Origin of the sequence: Cupriavidus basilensis, assembly GCF_008801925.2 — a bacterium.
Classification (GTDB): domain Bacteria; phylum Pseudomonadota; class Gammaproteobacteria; order Burkholderiales; family Burkholderiaceae; genus Cupriavidus; species Cupriavidus basilensis.
This window is the reverse complement of sequence record NZ_CP062803.1, coordinates 2,967,843-2,981,327: the sequence shown is the minus strand read 5'-3', so window position 1 is coordinate 2,981,327 and position 13,485 is coordinate 2,967,843. Positions and strand designations below refer to the sequence as shown.

Annotated in this window: 13 protein-coding genes; 11 read left to right on the top strand and 2 right to left on the bottom strand. The window is 63.4% G+C overall.

Features of this window, described 5'->3' with window-relative positions; genetic code table 11:
- Positions 1–187 precede the first annotated feature (187 nt).
- From lepA to nagZ, 9 genes are all read left to right on the top strand, one after another.
- Positions 188–1,981: a translation elongation factor 4 gene (lepA, locus tag F7R26_RS13735; protein WP_150983163.1), complete on the top strand. Its 1,794-nt coding sequence runs from the start codon at positions 188–190 to the stop codon at positions 1,979–1,981.
- Positions 1,982–2,068: 87 nt separating this feature from the next.
- Positions 2,069–2,968 carry a signal peptidase I gene (lepB, locus tag F7R26_RS13730; RefSeq protein WP_150983165.1) on the top strand — a complete coding sequence of 300 codons (900 nt, stop codon included), beginning with the start codon at positions 2,069–2,071 and terminating at the stop codon, positions 2,966–2,968.
- Positions 2,969–3,019: 51 nt separating this feature from the next.
- A complete protein-coding gene (locus F7R26_RS41755) occupies positions 3,020–3,505 on the top strand; it encodes a DUF4845 domain-containing protein (protein WP_416351285.1) in 486 nt (161 codons plus the stop codon).
- 1 nt (position 3,506) lies between these two features.
- Positions 3,507–4,277, top strand: coding sequence for a ribonuclease III (gene rnc / locus F7R26_RS13720; RefSeq protein WP_020205117.1), 771 nt, complete (start codon positions 3,507–3,509; stop codon positions 4,275–4,277).
- Positions 4,274–5,209, top strand: coding sequence for a GTPase Era (gene era / locus F7R26_RS13715; protein ID WP_150983167.1), 936 nt, complete (start codon positions 4,274–4,276; stop codon positions 5,207–5,209). The genes rnc and era overlap by 4 nt, the downstream gene beginning before the upstream one ends.
- On the top strand, positions 5,202–6,080 hold the full coding sequence (gene recO, locus F7R26_RS13710; protein ID WP_150983169.1) for a DNA repair protein RecO: 879 nt from the start codon (positions 5,202–5,204) through the stop codon (positions 6,078–6,080). Before era ends, recO begins: the two co-directional genes overlap by 8 nt.
- A 30-nt stretch (positions 6,081–6,110) precedes the next feature.
- A complete protein-coding gene (gene pdxJ / locus F7R26_RS13705; RefSeq protein ID WP_150983171.1) occupies positions 6,111–6,893 on the top strand; it encodes a pyridoxine 5'-phosphate synthase in 783 nt (260 codons plus the stop codon).
- On the top strand, positions 6,890–7,333 hold the full coding sequence (gene acpS, locus F7R26_RS13700; protein WP_150983172.1) for a holo-ACP synthase: 444 nt from the start codon (positions 6,890–6,892) through the stop codon (positions 7,331–7,333). Before pdxJ ends, acpS begins: the two co-directional genes overlap by 4 nt.
- Complete coding sequence (gene nagZ / locus F7R26_RS13695; protein WP_150983173.1) at positions 7,330–8,379, top strand: beta-N-acetylhexosaminidase; 1,050 nt, start codon at positions 7,330–7,332, stop codon at positions 8,377–8,379. Before acpS ends, nagZ begins: the two co-directional genes overlap by 4 nt.
- Before the next feature lie 110 nt (positions 8,380–8,489).
- Here nagZ and efp read toward each other — a convergent pair whose 3' ends face one another.
- Entirely contained in the window at positions 8,490–9,050 is a 561-nt protein-coding gene (gene efp, locus F7R26_RS13690; RefSeq protein WP_150983174.1) for an elongation factor P, read from the bottom strand.
- A 126-nt stretch (positions 9,051–9,176) separates the two neighbouring features.
- On the bottom strand, positions 9,177–10,379 hold the full coding sequence (gene earP / locus F7R26_RS13685; protein ID WP_150983176.1) for an elongation factor P maturation arginine rhamnosyltransferase EarP: 1,203 nt from the start codon (positions 10,377–10,379) through the stop codon (positions 9,177–9,179).
- 112 nt (positions 10,380–10,491) lie between these two features.
- On the opposite strand from earP, the gene uvrC reads away from it, so the two are divergent.
- Complete coding sequence (uvrC, locus tag F7R26_RS13680; RefSeq protein WP_416351333.1) at positions 10,492–12,627, top strand: excinuclease ABC subunit UvrC; 2,136 nt, start codon at positions 10,492–10,494, stop codon at positions 12,625–12,627.
- A 103-nt stretch (positions 12,628–12,730) separates the two neighbouring features.
- Positions 12,731–13,333, top strand: coding sequence for a CDP-diacylglycerol--glycerol-3-phosphate 3-phosphatidyltransferase (gene pgsA, locus F7R26_RS13675; RefSeq protein ID WP_150983177.1), 603 nt, complete (start codon positions 12,731–12,733; stop codon positions 13,331–13,333).
- Positions 13,334–13,485: the final 152 nt, after the last annotated feature.

Sequence of the window (13,485 nt, the reverse complement as noted above, 5' to 3'; positions counted from 1 at the left end):
GCGATACGGAAGTCCTTGAAAATACGGTAAAATCGCACTTTGGCGCAAAGTCTGCGTCACCAACCTGCGGCCGGGATCGGCGTGCGCCCCGCAGGGCGCCAGTTCTAGGCCGTTCATAATTGCTGCGCCGCCCGGCGTGCCCACGCGGGCATTTCGTGGCCTGAAACGGCGCACCCCTGAGTATCAGATGGACCATATCCGCAATTTCTCGATCATCGCCCACATCGACCACGGTAAATCGACCCTGGCCGACCGCATCATCCAACTCTGCGGAGGCCTGTCCGATCGCGAGATGGAAGCGCAGGTGCTTGACTCGATGGACATCGAGAAGGAGCGCGGCATCACCATCAAGGCGCAGACCGCCGCGCTGAGCTACAAGGCGCGTGACGGCAAGATCTACAACCTCAACCTCATCGACACCCCGGGGCACGTCGACTTCAGCTACGAAGTGAGCCGCTCGTTGTCCGCCTGCGAGGGCGCGTTGCTGGTGGTCGATGCATCGCAGGGCGTGGAAGCGCAGACCGTCGCCAACTGCTATACCGCCATCGAGCTCGGCGTGGAAGTGGTGCCGGTATTGAACAAGATCGACCTGCCGTCGGCCGATCCCGAAAACGCGATCCGCGAGATCGAGGAAGTGATCGGCATCGACGCGCATGACGCCACGCCTTGCTCGGCCAAGACCGGCCTCGGCGTGCAGGACGTCATCGAGGCGATGATCGCCCGCGTGCCGCCGCCCAAGGGCGACCCCGCGGCCCCGCTGCAGGCCCTGATCATCGACTCGTGGTTCGATAACTACGTGGGTGTGGTGATGCTGGTGCGCGTGGTCAACGGCACCCTCAAGCCCAAGGACAAGGTCCTGCTGATGGCCACGGGCTCGCAGCACCTGGTCGAGCAGGTCGGCGTATTCTCGCCAAAGTCGCTGCCGCGTGAATCGCTGCAGGCAGGGCAGGTGGGCTTCGTGATCGCCGGCATCAAGGAATTGAAGGCCGCCAAGGTGGGTGACACCATCACCACCATGGCGCGCAAGGCGGCCGAGCCGCTGCCCGGTTTCAAGGAAGTCAAGCCGCAGGTGTTCGCCGGCCTGTACCCGGTGGAAGCCAACCAGTACGAAGCGCTGCGCGAATCGCTGGAAAAGCTCAAGCTCAACGACGCATCGCTGCAGTACGAGCCCGAGGTGTCGCAGGCGCTGGGCTTCGGCTTCCGCTGCGGCTTCCTGGGCCTGCTGCACATGGAGATCGTGCAGGAGCGCCTGGAGCGCGAATTCGACATGGACCTCATCACCACCGCGCCGACGGTGGTGTACGAGGTCGACATGCGCGACAAGACCAAGCTGATCGTGGAGAACCCGGCCAAGATGCCGGACCCGAGCCGCATCGAGAACATCCTCGAGCCCATTGTCACGGTCAACCTGTACATGCCGCAGGCCTATGTCGGCTCGGTGATCACGCTGTGCACGCAGAAGCGCGGCACGCAGATCAACATGAGCTATCACGGCAAGCAGGTGCAGCTTACCTATGAGATTCCGATGGCGGAAATCGTCATGGACTTCTTTGACCGGCTGAAGTCCGTGTCGCGCGGCTACGCCTCGATGGACTACGAGTTCAAGGAGTATCGCGCCGCCGACGTGGTCAAGGTGGACATCCTGATCAACGGCGACAAGGTCGATGCCTTGTCCGTGATCGTGCACCGCTCCAATTCGCAGTACCGTGGCCGCGAAGTCGTATCCAAGATGCGCGAAATCATCCCGCGCCAGATGTACGACGTAGCCATCCAGGCCACCATCGGCGTCAACATCATCGCGCGCGAGAACGTTAAGGCGCTGCGCAAGAACGTGCTTGCCAAGTGCTACGGTGGCGATATCTCGCGCAAGAAGAAGCTGCTGGAGAAGCAAAAGGCAGGCAAGAAGCGCATGAAGCAAGTGGGTTCGGTCGAGATTCCCCAGGAGGCCTTCCTCGCGATCCTGCAGGTGGGCGACAAGTAAGCCGGCTGGGCCGCGCCGGCACTGCCGGCAGGCTCCTGGCAGTGGTTGACGCGGACTCTATCAAAACAACACGACGATCTAGCCGACATGAATTTTGCACTGATCCTTTTTGTGCTTGTGGTTATTACGGGCATTGCCTGGGTGGCCGACAAACTGGTGTTCGAGAAGCAGCGGCGGCTTTCCGCCCAGTCCGCGCTGGCCGAGTTCGATGCGCGTAAAGCTGATCTCCAGGGACGCTACGGCGTCGGCGAGATCGACACTTCGCGTAGCCGCCTCGCCGAGGAAAAGCTGCGCCAGCCTTGGTGGCTGGAGTATTCCGCAAGTTTCTTCCCGGTGATACTGGCCGTGTTCGTGCTGCGCTCCTTCGTGGTCGAGCCGTTCAAGATCCCGTCCGGCTCGATGATCCCGACGCTGCTGATCGGCGACTTCATCCTGGTCAACAAGTACGACTACGGCATCAGGCTGCCGGTGGTGAACAAGAAGATCCTCTCGGTCGGCGACCCGAAGCGCGGCGACGTGATGGTGTTCCGCTACCCGAAGGATCAGTCCCTCGACTACATCAAGCGTGTGATCGGCGTACCGGGCGATGTGGTGAGCTACCAGAACAAGCGCCTGACCATCAACGGCAAGGCCGCCGATTACAGCCCGCTGCCCGATTACCTGGATGAAGAACGGCTTTCATACTCGAAGCACTTCCGCGAGAAGCTGCCCGACGGTCCGGAGCACGGTATTCTCAACGACACCGACCGGCCACCGTTTGTCTCCGGCGCGGACCCCGATTTTCCGTTCCGCGAAAACTGCACTTACAATCAGCAAGGGCTGACTTGCAAGGTGCCGCAAGGTCACTATTTTGTGATGGGCGACAACCGCGACAACAGCCTGGATTCACGTTATTGGGGCTTCGTGCCCGATCAGAATATTGTCGGCCGGGCATTCCTGATCTGGATGAACCTCGGCAATATCGGACGCGTGGGGGCGTTCAAGTAAGCCTTCCGCGGCGCGAATAAATCACTCCAGTCAAGCGAGGGAAAGCGCAACATGGGTCAACAGGGTCAGAATGGTCAGAAGCGTCAGGCCGGTCAAACGGCACTGGCAGAACAAGCAGAACAATCGGATCAATCGGATCAATCGCGTCGGGAGGTTGGTTCAAGGAGGGGGAGGGCGCGTCTGGCGGGGCGGTACAAGGTGCGCGGATTCTCCCTTGGCAGCTTGCTGATCGTCATCTTGATCGTCGGAGGCATCGTGATCCCGGCGGTCAGGGCGATCCCAAGCTTGCTGGAGTATTTTGCGGTCAAGCGCGCCATCAGTTATGCCAAGCAACAGGCATCCAACAAGCGCGAAGTGGCCGATTATTTCGCCAAGCAAGCACAGATTGACCGTATCACCGCTGTGCGCAGCGACGATCTGGACATTCACGAGGACGACAATGGCACGATCCGCTCGGTGGGTTTTTCCTACCGTAACGAGGTGCCGTTATACGGCCCTCTGAGCCTTATGATTACCTATTCGGGAACGCAGTACTGACATGAACCTCGATGCCTTGCAGCAACGCCTCGGCTACCGCTTCAGCAAGCCAGAATTGCTGCAGCAGGCGCTGACGCACCGCAGCCACAGTGCCTTGCACAACGAGCGCCTGGAATTCCTGGGCGATTCGGTGCTGAACTGCGCCGTGGCCGATATGCTGTACGGCATGTTCAGCAAGCTCGACGAAGGCGATCTCTCCCGCGTGCGCGCCAACCTGGTCAAGCAGCAGGCGCTGTATGAAATTGCCCAGATGCTGCAGTTGTCCGAGGCGCTGCGCCTGGGTGAGGGCGAACTGAAGAGCGGCGGTTTCCGCCGCCCTTCGATTCTTGCCGATGCGCTGGAAGCCATCGTCGGCGCCGTATTCCTCGATGCCGGCTTCGAAGGTGCGCGCACACTGATCCGCAAGCTCTACATCCCCATCCTCGAGCAGGTGGATCCGCGCACGCTGGGCAAGGATGCCAAGACGCTGTTGCAGGAGTACCTGCAAGGCCACAAGATAGCCCTGCCGCAATATAACGTGATCGCCACCCATGGCGCCGCGCATAATCAGCAGTTTGAAGTCGAGTGCACCGTGCCTAAACTGGAAGTGCGGGTGTTCGGTACTGGCGCGTCGCGCCGTGCCGCCGAGCAAGCCGCCGCCAAGCTGGCGCTCGACGAGGTGCAAAAGCTCGTGCCCCAGTTGCTCAAGCGCAGCCGGGCCGAGCGCACCGGCAAGACGCGCAAGCAGCCGGTGCCGCCCGATCCCCAGTTGTCTCTCAGGTTGAAGGAATGACCGAATCTACCAATCCGCAGCAAGACGCCGCGGGTACCCCAGGCGCAGCCTTTCGTTGCGGCACCGTGGCTATTGTCGGGCGTCCCAACGTCGGCAAGTCCACGCTGATGAACGCGCTGGTTGGCCAGAAGGTCAGCATCACCTCCCGCAAGGCGCAGACCACGCGCCACCGCATCGTTGGCATCCAGACCACCGAGGACGCCCAGTTCGTCTTCGTCGATACGCCGGGTTTCCAGACCCGCCATGCCAGCGCGCTGAACCGCTCGCTGAACCGTGCCGTCACCTCGACCCTGTCGTCGGTGGACCTGGTGCTGTTCGTGGTCGAGGCCGGCTACTACGGCGCCGACGACGAGAAGGTGCTGTCGCTGCTGCCCAAGAAAGTGCCGGTGCTGCTGGTCACCAACAAGCTGGATCGCCTTGGCGCGGATCGGGCAGAGGTGATGATGCCCTTCCTGGAAAAGATGGGACACCAGTTCCAGTTCGCGGAAGTGGTGCCGATGTCGGCCAAGACGCACGATCACATCGAACGCCTGCTCGCCATCATCCGGCCTTACTTGCCGGAAGGCGAGCCGATGTACGACGCCGACTCCATGACCGATCGCAGCGAGCGCTTCATGGCCTCGGAGATCATCCGCGAGAAAGTCTTCCGCTGGACCGGTGACGAGTTGCCCTACACTAGCACGGTCATCATCGAGAAATTCGAGACCGAAGGCCGGCTGCGGCGCATCTTTGCCACCATCCTGGTCGAGCGCGACGGGCACAAGGCCATGATCATCGGCAACAAGGGCGCCAAGCTCAAGACCATTTCCACGGAGGCCCGCATCGACATGGAGAAGCTGTTCGACGGCAAGGTCTACCTGGAGATGTTCATCAAGGTCAAGAGCGGCTGGGCCGACAACGAAGCTGGATTGCGCGCCTACGGCTATGAGTGATAGAGCGGGCGGGCCTGCCCTGAAGGCCCGCCGCATTGACCCGGTGGTGGAAGAAGCCGCCGAACTGCTGGGCAGCCATGCCGTGCCTGGCATGGCAGTGGCGGAGCAACGCGCGATGATGGATCGCGCGTTGCGCATTGTGCCGGCGCGCACCGAGCTGCGCGTCGCCAACCAGCCCGGCTTCGTGCTGCATGCCTGGCCTTACCGCGAAACCAGCCTGATCCTCGACGTGTTCACGCGTGACCACGGGCGCGTCGCCATGGTGGCCAAGGGCGCCAAGCGGCCGCATTCGGCGCTGCGCCCGGTACTCCAGCATTTCCAGCCGATCTCGCTGTCATGGAGCGGCCGCGGCGAGGTCAAGACGCTGACACGCGCGGAGTGGGTTGGCGGCATGCTGCCGCTGGCAAGCGACGCCTTGCTCTCAGGTTTTTATCTCAACGAATTGTTGCTGCGGTTTTGCGCCCGCGAAGACGCCCACGTTACCCTGTTTCGCCAGTACATGGCCACGCTGACCCAACTCTCGCACGGCGAGCCGGCCGGACTGGTGCTGCGCGGCTTTGAGCGTGTGCTGTTGCAGGAAACCGGCTTTGCGGTGGCTTTCGATGAGTGCGCCAATTCCGGCGAGACGGTCGAGCCGGAGCTGGACTACGTTTACCAGCCTGAGCGCGGCGTGCGTCGCGCGCAGGCCAGCGATCCGTCATCCTGGCCGGTGGTTTCCGGCCAGACGCTGCTCGACATGTCGCAGGACGACTATAGCCGTATACAAACTGTCACGCAAAGTCGTGCCCTGATGCGCTTCCTGCTGCATTATTATCTGCAAGGCGCGCCGCTGAAGACGCGCCAGATTCTGATCGACCTGCACTATCTCTGATTTGTTTCCGAGCCTTTAGAGCCCACCCGCATGATCTTCCACGCGCATCCCGGCGTCATCGACCTTGGCGTCAATATCGACCACGTGGCCACGCTGCGCAATGCGCGCGGCACGGTCTATCCCGATCCGATCCAGGCAGCGCTGCAGGCCGAGCAGGCCGGCGCCGACCTGATCACGCTGCACCTGCGCGAAGACCGCCGCCATATCCGCGACGCCGACGTGCACGCGCTGCGCCCGCTGCTGGCCACGCGCATGAACCTGGAGTGCGCGATCACCCAGGAAATGCTCGACATTGCCTGCGGGATCCGTCCGCAGGATGTCTGCCTGGTGCCCGAGCGGCGCGAGGAAGTCACCACCGAAGGCGGCCTGGACGTAGCCGGGCGCTTCGAGCAGGTCAAGGCCGCCTGCCGCCAACTGGCCGACGCGGGCATTCGCGTCTCGCTGTTCATCGATGCGCAGGTCGAGCAGATCGAAGCCGCTGCCGCTTGCGGCGCGCCGGTGGTGGAACTGCACACCGGGCGCTACGCCGATGCGCATTCGGCCGAGGAGCAGGCTACCGAGCTGCGCCGCGTCGCCGAAGGCGTCGATGCCGGCGTGCGGCTCGGTCTGGTGGTCAACGCCGGCCACGGCCTGCACTACACCAATGTGCAGCCGGTGGCCGCGCTGCATGGCATCAAGGAACTGAATATCGGCCACGCCATCGTCGCGCATGCGGTCTTTGTCGGCTGGCAGAACGCCGTGCGCGAGATGAAGGCCATCATGGTCGCCGCGCGTCTCGGTACCACCTATCCACGCCCGGACACCGCAGCGTGATCTACGGCATCGGCACCGACATCATCCAGATCGATCGCGTGCAGGGCGTGATGGAGCGCACGCGCGGCCGGTTTGCCGAGAAGGTGCTTGGTCCGCAGGAACTCCAAAAGTACCACGCCCGCAAGGCGCGCTCGGAAAAACGCGGGCTCGCTTTCCTGGCCACGCGTTTCGCCGCCAAGGAGGCCTTCTCCAAGGCGATCGGCCTGGGCATGCGCTGGCCAATGACCTGGCGCGCGATGGAGCTGCTGAACCTGCCCTCCGGCGAGCCGTATCCGCATTGCCACGGCGAGCTCGACGCCTGGCTGCGGGAGCGCGGCCTCGTGGTACGGGTCAGTGTCAGCGACGAACATGATTATGCGGTCGCTTTTGCGATTGCCGAGCCGGGCGGCGCTGGCGTCAGCCCGCCGCTTGCCTCCCAGCCTAGTGAAGAATCCAAATGATCAAGAAGATTCCCGGTAAACGGCCGGGTCCGGTTGTACTCGATGTCAAAGGCAAGCAGCTCGATGCGGACGATGTCCGCCGCATTTCTCACCCGCTGACCGGTGGCGTGATCCTGTTCGCGCGCAACTTCGAATCGCGTGCGCAGCTGCAGGCACTGACGCATGAGATCCGCACCGTGCGCGACGATGTGCTGATCTGCATCGATCACGAGGGTGGCCGGGTGCAGCGCGCCAAGACCGACGGCTTCACGCACCTGCCGGCCATGGCCCGGCTTGGCGCGTTGTGGGACCAGGACGTGCTGGCGGCAACCAAGGCGGCCGTGGCCTGCGGCTACGTGCTGGCGGCCGAATTGCGCGCCTGCGATATCGACCTGAGCTTCACCCCTGTGCTCGACCTGGACTACGGTCTCAGCGCCGTGATCGGCGACCGAGCCTTCCACGCTGACCCGCGTGTGGTGACCATGCTTGCCAACCACCTGACTCACGGCCTGCTGCTTGCCGGCATGGCCAATTGCGGCAAGCACTTCCCGGGGCACGGCTTTGTGGCCGCGGATTCGCACGTGGCCGTGCCGGTGGACGAGCGCGGCCTTGACGAGATCCTCTCGCAGGACGCGCGCCCTTACGAGTGGATGGGGATGACGCTGTCATCGGTGATGCCGGCGCACGTGATCTACCCCAAGGTCGACCCGCACCCGGCCGGCTTCTCGCGCTACTGGCTGCAGGACGTGCTGCGTACCCAGTTGGGCTTCGAAGGCGTGATCTTCAGCGACGATCTGAGCATGGAAGGGGCCAGCGTCGCGGGCACGGTGACCGAGGCCGCGCGTGCTGCCTTGGGCGCCGGATGCGACATGGTGCTGATCTGCAACCATCCGGAGCGGGCCGACCAGTTGCTGGATGAGCTCGATGTGCGTATCGGCAAGACCTCGCAACGCCGTATCCGCCGCCTGTTCGGGCGCCGCAAGCCGCTGGACTGGAACAAGCTGATGCAAGAGGCGGAGTACGCCGCCGCCATGCGCGTGCTCAAGCGCCACAGCTTGATTGCCTGACGCTGCATTGGCCGAAGGCCGGCAAGCAGCGGGGAAAGGAAAAGGGCAGCCGAAGCTGCCCTTTTTCCGTTGCGCCACCCGCGCTGCGGATGGCGGCGAATCAGCTGCGCTTAGTTTGCGCGGCTGCGGTATTCGCCGGTACGGGTGTCGATTTCGATCTTGTCGCCGATGTTGCAGAACAGCGGCACCTGCAGCTCGAAGCCGGTGTTGATCTTGGCGCCCTTGAGCACCTTGCCCGACGAGGTGTCGCCCTTGACTGCCGGCTCGGTGTAGGTGATCTCGCGGACCAGCGTGGTCGGCATATCCACCGAGATGGCCTTGTCGTTGTAGAACACCACTTCGACGGTCATGCCGTCTTCGAGGTAGTTCAGCGAGTCACCCATGCTGTCCTGCTCGACTTCGTACTGGTTGAAGTCGGTATCCATGAACACGTACATCGGGTCGGCGAAGTACGAGTAGGTGCATTCGCGGCGTTCCAGCATCACGACTTCAAACTTGTCGTCAGCCTTGAAGACGGATTCACCCGGGGCTTCCGTCAGCAGGTTCTTGTACTTCATCTTGACCACGGCGGAGTTGCGGCCCGACTTGTTGTACTCAGCCTTCTGCACGACCATCGGGTCGGTACCGATCATGAATACGTTGCCGACGCGGAGTTCTTGTGCGGTTTTCATCTGAACTATTTCCTGAAAAAGAATGTCTCGGAATTCGGTATGGCGAAGGCGCTCTGCCGACACACTGCGCGCAAGCTTGCGCGGGGCGTTTCCGTCTTCCGGCCTGGTCACCATCAAAATAACCCATTATTTTACCCGATTTTCGCAGAAGGCCACGAGATTTGCGGCCAGGTCGCCAAGGTGCTGCAGGCTGCGCTGCCACTGCTCGGTGGCGGCACCCAGCACGGGTAGATGGGCGCGCAGGCGCGACCAATCAGGTGATTCACCCTCCTTATTCCAGCTGTGCCAGAAGGTGGAAAGTGCGTTGGCAACCTCAATCTGGCCGCTTTGTTCCAACCGATGCCGGAACAGAGCCAGGAAGGCATCGAGCTTGACCATGTGCGCGGCGTCGGATTGCGGGTAGATATGCCAGACAAAGGGCCGGCCAGCCCACTGTGCGCGCACGAATGAATCCTCGCCACGCACGAAGTTCAGGTCACATAGCCAGAGCAGTTCATCGTAGTGCTCCTGGCGCACAAAGGGCACCACCTGCACGGTCAGGTTGCCGCGCGCGAAGGCGCTGCCGGGCACGCAACCGGCCGCCCCGAACCATTCGCTTGCCTGCTGCGCCGCCAGGCCGGCCGGGACCAGGCACTGGACCGGGTCCGGGCCATCCCGCCATTGTGCGAGCAGCGCTGGCAACGCAGCATTGGCATATGCGAACAGACTGACTTTCAGCGCGCCGTCGATGGGCTGGAAGCCAAGGCGATGCCAGAGCGCCGCTTGGGCAGCGGGGCTGGTGCGCAGGTGCTCGCGTTGCATGCCGAGCATGGCTTCGCGCAGCAGGCCGCCCGTGCCGGGCTCGAAGCCGGGGAAGAAGAAGTACTTGACCAGTGGCAGGCGCGGATGGGGCGAGGCCATGCCGTGGTGTTCCCTGACCCAGGGCTCGGCGCTCATGTATTCGAGATTGATCCAGGCCGGCTTGGGCTCGCATGCAGCCATGGCGGCCAGGAACGTGGCCGGCAGGTCGCAAGCGAAGGATTCGATCACCGCATCGTGCGGCGTGACCCCCGCGAAGCGCGCGGCGCTCTCCTCGGCGCTTTCCTGGTCCGCGCGCCGCCACGGGCGAATCGTCACGCCGGCAAGCACTTGCTCTGGGGCGGCGACGTTGAGGCCTGGCGCAAGGCGCGCGAAGCTGGCCAGGTCATCCACCCACAGGCGTACCGCGTGGCCGTGTTCCTGGGCCAACTGCCGTGCCAGTCGCCAGCAGACGCCGATATCGCCATAGTTGTCGATGACTGTGCAGAAGATGTCCCAGGAGCGGATGGCGCGATCGGGCTGAGTGGGCATGGTGGCGGGGCTCCGCAAGGATTTGCTCTAAACTTGCAATTTTAGAGCTTGTTGCGGCTTGGCCCAGCCGGGCATGCGCGCCAACAGCCAACCCACGGTCAATTCGCTACCGATGTCCCAGCAGGAACCTGAAACCCACGATCAGGGCGCGTCCACTGCCGCCCAGCCGGATGAGCGGCCCGAGCAGCCGGCCAAGGCGTCCTTGGCGGTCCCTTGCGCGGCGCCCGGCGAACCTGTGCCAGACACGCCGTTCGACGCCAAGGCCGTGATTGCGCAATTGCCCGGCCTGCCCGGGGTCTATCGCTACTTCGATGCCCAGGGCAATGTCCTTTACGTGGGCAAGGCGCGCGACCTGAAAAAGCGTGTCTCCAGCTACTTCAACAAGACGCTGCTGTCGCCGCGCATTGCCATGATGGTGGCCAAGATCGTGCGCATCGATACCACGGTGGTGCGCACCGAGGCCGAGGCGCTGCTGCTCGAGAACAACCTGATCAAGGCGCTGGCGCCGCGCTACAACATCCTGTTTCGCGACGACAAGTCGTATCCGTTCGTCAAGCTGACCAGCCATCGCTTCCCGCGCATGGCCTATTACCGCGGTGCCACTGACCGCAAGCATCAGTATTTCGGGCCGTTCCCCAGCGCCGGCGCTGTGCGGGAGAGCATGCAGATCTTGCAGCGCGTGTTCCAGTTGCGTACCTGCGAGGACACCGTCTTTACCAATCGCACGCGGCCTTGCCTGCTGCACCAGATCCACCGCTGCACCGGGCCTTGCGTGGGCGCCATCAGCGAGGCGGATTACACGCGCGATGTCAGCAACGCGGCGCGCTTCCTGCAAGGCCGTCAGAACGAGGTGCTCGAAGGCTTGCAGGCGAAGATGGAAGAGCACGCCGGGCGGCTGGAGTTCGAGCAGGCGGCAGCGGTGCGAGACCAGATCGGCGCGCTGTCCACCGTGCTCAAGCGGCAGGCCGTGGAGGAGGTCGGGCAGTCCAGCGACATCGACGTGCTTGCGGTAGCGGTCGAGGGGGGGCGCGCGTGCGTCAACCTGGCGATGGTGCGCGGAGGCCGCCATCTTGGCGACAAGGCTTACTTTCCCGCGCACGTCGAGGAAGGCGCGATGATTGTTGGGCACCAGGACGAGGATATCGGTGCCGGCGCGGTGATCGAGCCAGGCGAGGCAGGCGGTGAGGGCGCGGCAGCGCCCGGCGGCCCGGCCGGCATACCGGTCGAGCGCATCGCCGCCGAGGTGTTGTCCGCCTTCATGGCGCAGCACTATCTGGACCAGGCCGTGCCGCCGATCCTGGTGGTGAGCCACCTGCCGCCAGGCAAGGCCCTGTTGGAAGCGTTGTCGATGCAGGCGGGGCGCAAGGTCACGCTGGTGCGCCAGCCGCAGGGGCAGCGCCGGTCCTGGCTCGAGATGGCGCAGAAGGGCGCCGAGCTGGCGCTTTCACGCCGCCTGGCTGAGCAAGGCAGCCAGCAGGCGCGTACGCGGGCGCTGGCCGAGACGATCGGCATCGACATGGAAGACCTCGCTTTGCTGCGGGTCGAATGCTTCGACATCAGTCACACCGCTGGCGAGGCCACGCAAGCGTCTTGCGTGGTCTTCCACCATCACGAGATGCAGAACGCCGAGTACCGCCGCTACAACATCCAGGACATCACGCCCGGCGACGACTACGCCGCCATGCGTCAGGTGCTGACCCGCCGCTACCAGAAGCTGGTGGAGATGATGGAGCAGGCGCAGGAGCCCGCCCCCGAGGGTGGCGAGCAAGGCGGCGAGGCGGGGGCATCCAGTGCGCTGGCGCTGGTGCCGAACGTGGTGCTGATCGATGGCGGCAAGGGTCAGGTGGAGGTTGCGCGCCAGGTGTTCGAGGAGCTTGGCCTCGATATCGGGCTGTTGGTCGGCGTGGCCAAGGGCGAGGGCCGCAAGGTCGGGCTGGAGACGCTGATCTTCGCCGATGGCCGTCCTTCGCTGGAGCTGGGGCAGGGCAGCGCGGCGTTGATGCTGGTGGCGCAGATTCGTGACGAGGCGCACCGCTTTGCCATTACCGGCATGCGCGCGCGCCGCGCCAAGGTGCGCAACACCTCGCGGCTGGAGGAGATCGAGGGCGTCGGCGCGCGCCGCCGGCAGAAGCTGCTCACGCGCTTTGGCGGCCTGCGCGGGGTGGTCGCGGCCAGCATCGACGAACTGGCCAGCGTCGATGGTATATCGCACGCGCTGGCCGAGGAAATCTATCGGCAGCTACATTGATCCGGACAAATCCGACGCCCATGTGGCAGGAAATGCTCGGCCATCGTTGAAATAGGCGACAATCTCGGCGTTGCCCATTGCCGTCGTTTCGTTCCGAGCCCCCATGCCGCTGAATATACCGATCCTGCTGACCTGGCTCCGTGTTGCCATGATTCCCCTCGTGGTGGGCGTGTACTACCTGCCTGAAGCATGGCTGCCCATGCATGCCAAGAACATGACGGCAGCCGGTTTCTTCATCGTGGCCGCAGTCACCGACTGGCTGGACGGTTTCCTGGCAAGGCGCTGGAACCAGACGTCTTCCTTTGGCGCCTTCCTCGATCCGGTCGCCGACAAGCTGATGGTGGCGGCCGCGCTGCTGTCGCTGCTGGCGCTGGGCCGGGTGGCCGACCTGATCGCGCTGGTGATCATTGGCCGGGAGATCACCATCTCCGCGCTGCGTGAGTGGATGGCGCAGATCGGGGCGTCGAAGAGCGTCGCGGTGAATTTCCTCGGCAAGCTCAAGACCACCTTCCAGATGATCGCGATCCCTCTGCTGCTCTTCAACGATAGCCTGCTCGGCATCGTCGATGCTTCCGTGCTCGGCGCATGGCTGATCTACGTGGCGGCGGTGCTGACGCTGTGGTCGATGTTCTATTACATGAAGCTGGCGTGGCCGCAGATTCGCGAGCGCAGCGGCCTGAGTGGCGAGGCCACCGCACAAAAGTGATGGTTCGATGAAAAATATGCTTGACGACCACGTCGCTGATTTGCAATAATCCTGTTCTCGCTTCTGACGAAACAAACCGAACGAAGCGAAAAGCAGCAAGAATGTAGCGAGATGTGAGCGGTATTGGCACAAAAGCTGTGTTTTAAGTAAGA

What these genes read in the sequence shown, in the direction of transcription:
- lepA (WP_150983163.1), top strand. Translation starts at nt 188, where the DNA reads ATGGACCATATCCGCAATTTCTCGATCATCGCCCACATCGACCACGGT.
- lepB (WP_150983165.1), top strand. Translation starts at nt 2,069, where the DNA reads ATGAATTTTGCACTGATCCTTTTTGTGCTTGTGGTTATTACGGGCATT.
- F7R26_RS41755 (WP_416351285.1), top strand. Translation starts at nt 3,020, where the DNA reads ATGGGTCAACAGGGTCAGAATGGTCAGAAGCGTCAGGCCGGTCAAACG.
- rnc (WP_020205117.1), top strand. Translation starts at nt 3,507, where the DNA reads ATGAACCTCGATGCCTTGCAGCAACGCCTCGGCTACCGCTTCAGCAAG.
- era (WP_150983167.1), top strand. Translation starts at nt 4,274, where the DNA reads ATGACCGAATCTACCAATCCGCAGCAAGACGCCGCGGGTACCCCAGGC.
- recO (WP_150983169.1), top strand. Translation starts at nt 5,202, where the DNA reads ATGAGTGATAGAGCGGGCGGGCCTGCCCTGAAGGCCCGCCGCATTGAC.
- pdxJ (WP_150983171.1), top strand. Translation starts at nt 6,111, where the DNA reads ATGATCTTCCACGCGCATCCCGGCGTCATCGACCTTGGCGTCAATATC.
- nagZ (WP_150983173.1), top strand. Translation starts at nt 7,330, where the DNA reads ATGATCAAGAAGATTCCCGGTAAACGGCCGGGTCCGGTTGTACTCGAT.
- efp (WP_150983174.1), bottom strand. Translation starts at nt 9,050, where the DNA reads ATGAAAACCGCACAAGAACTCCGCGTCGGCAACGTATTCATGATCGGT.
- earP (WP_150983176.1), bottom strand. Translation starts at nt 10,379, where the DNA reads ATGCCCACTCAGCCCGATCGCGCCATCCGCTCCTGGGACATCTTCTGC.
- uvrC (WP_416351333.1), top strand. Translation starts at nt 10,492, where the DNA reads ATGTCCCAGCAGGAACCTGAAACCCACGATCAGGGCGCGTCCACTGCC.
- pgsA (WP_150983177.1), top strand. Translation starts at nt 12,731, where the DNA reads ATGCCGCTGAATATACCGATCCTGCTGACCTGGCTCCGTGTTGCCATG.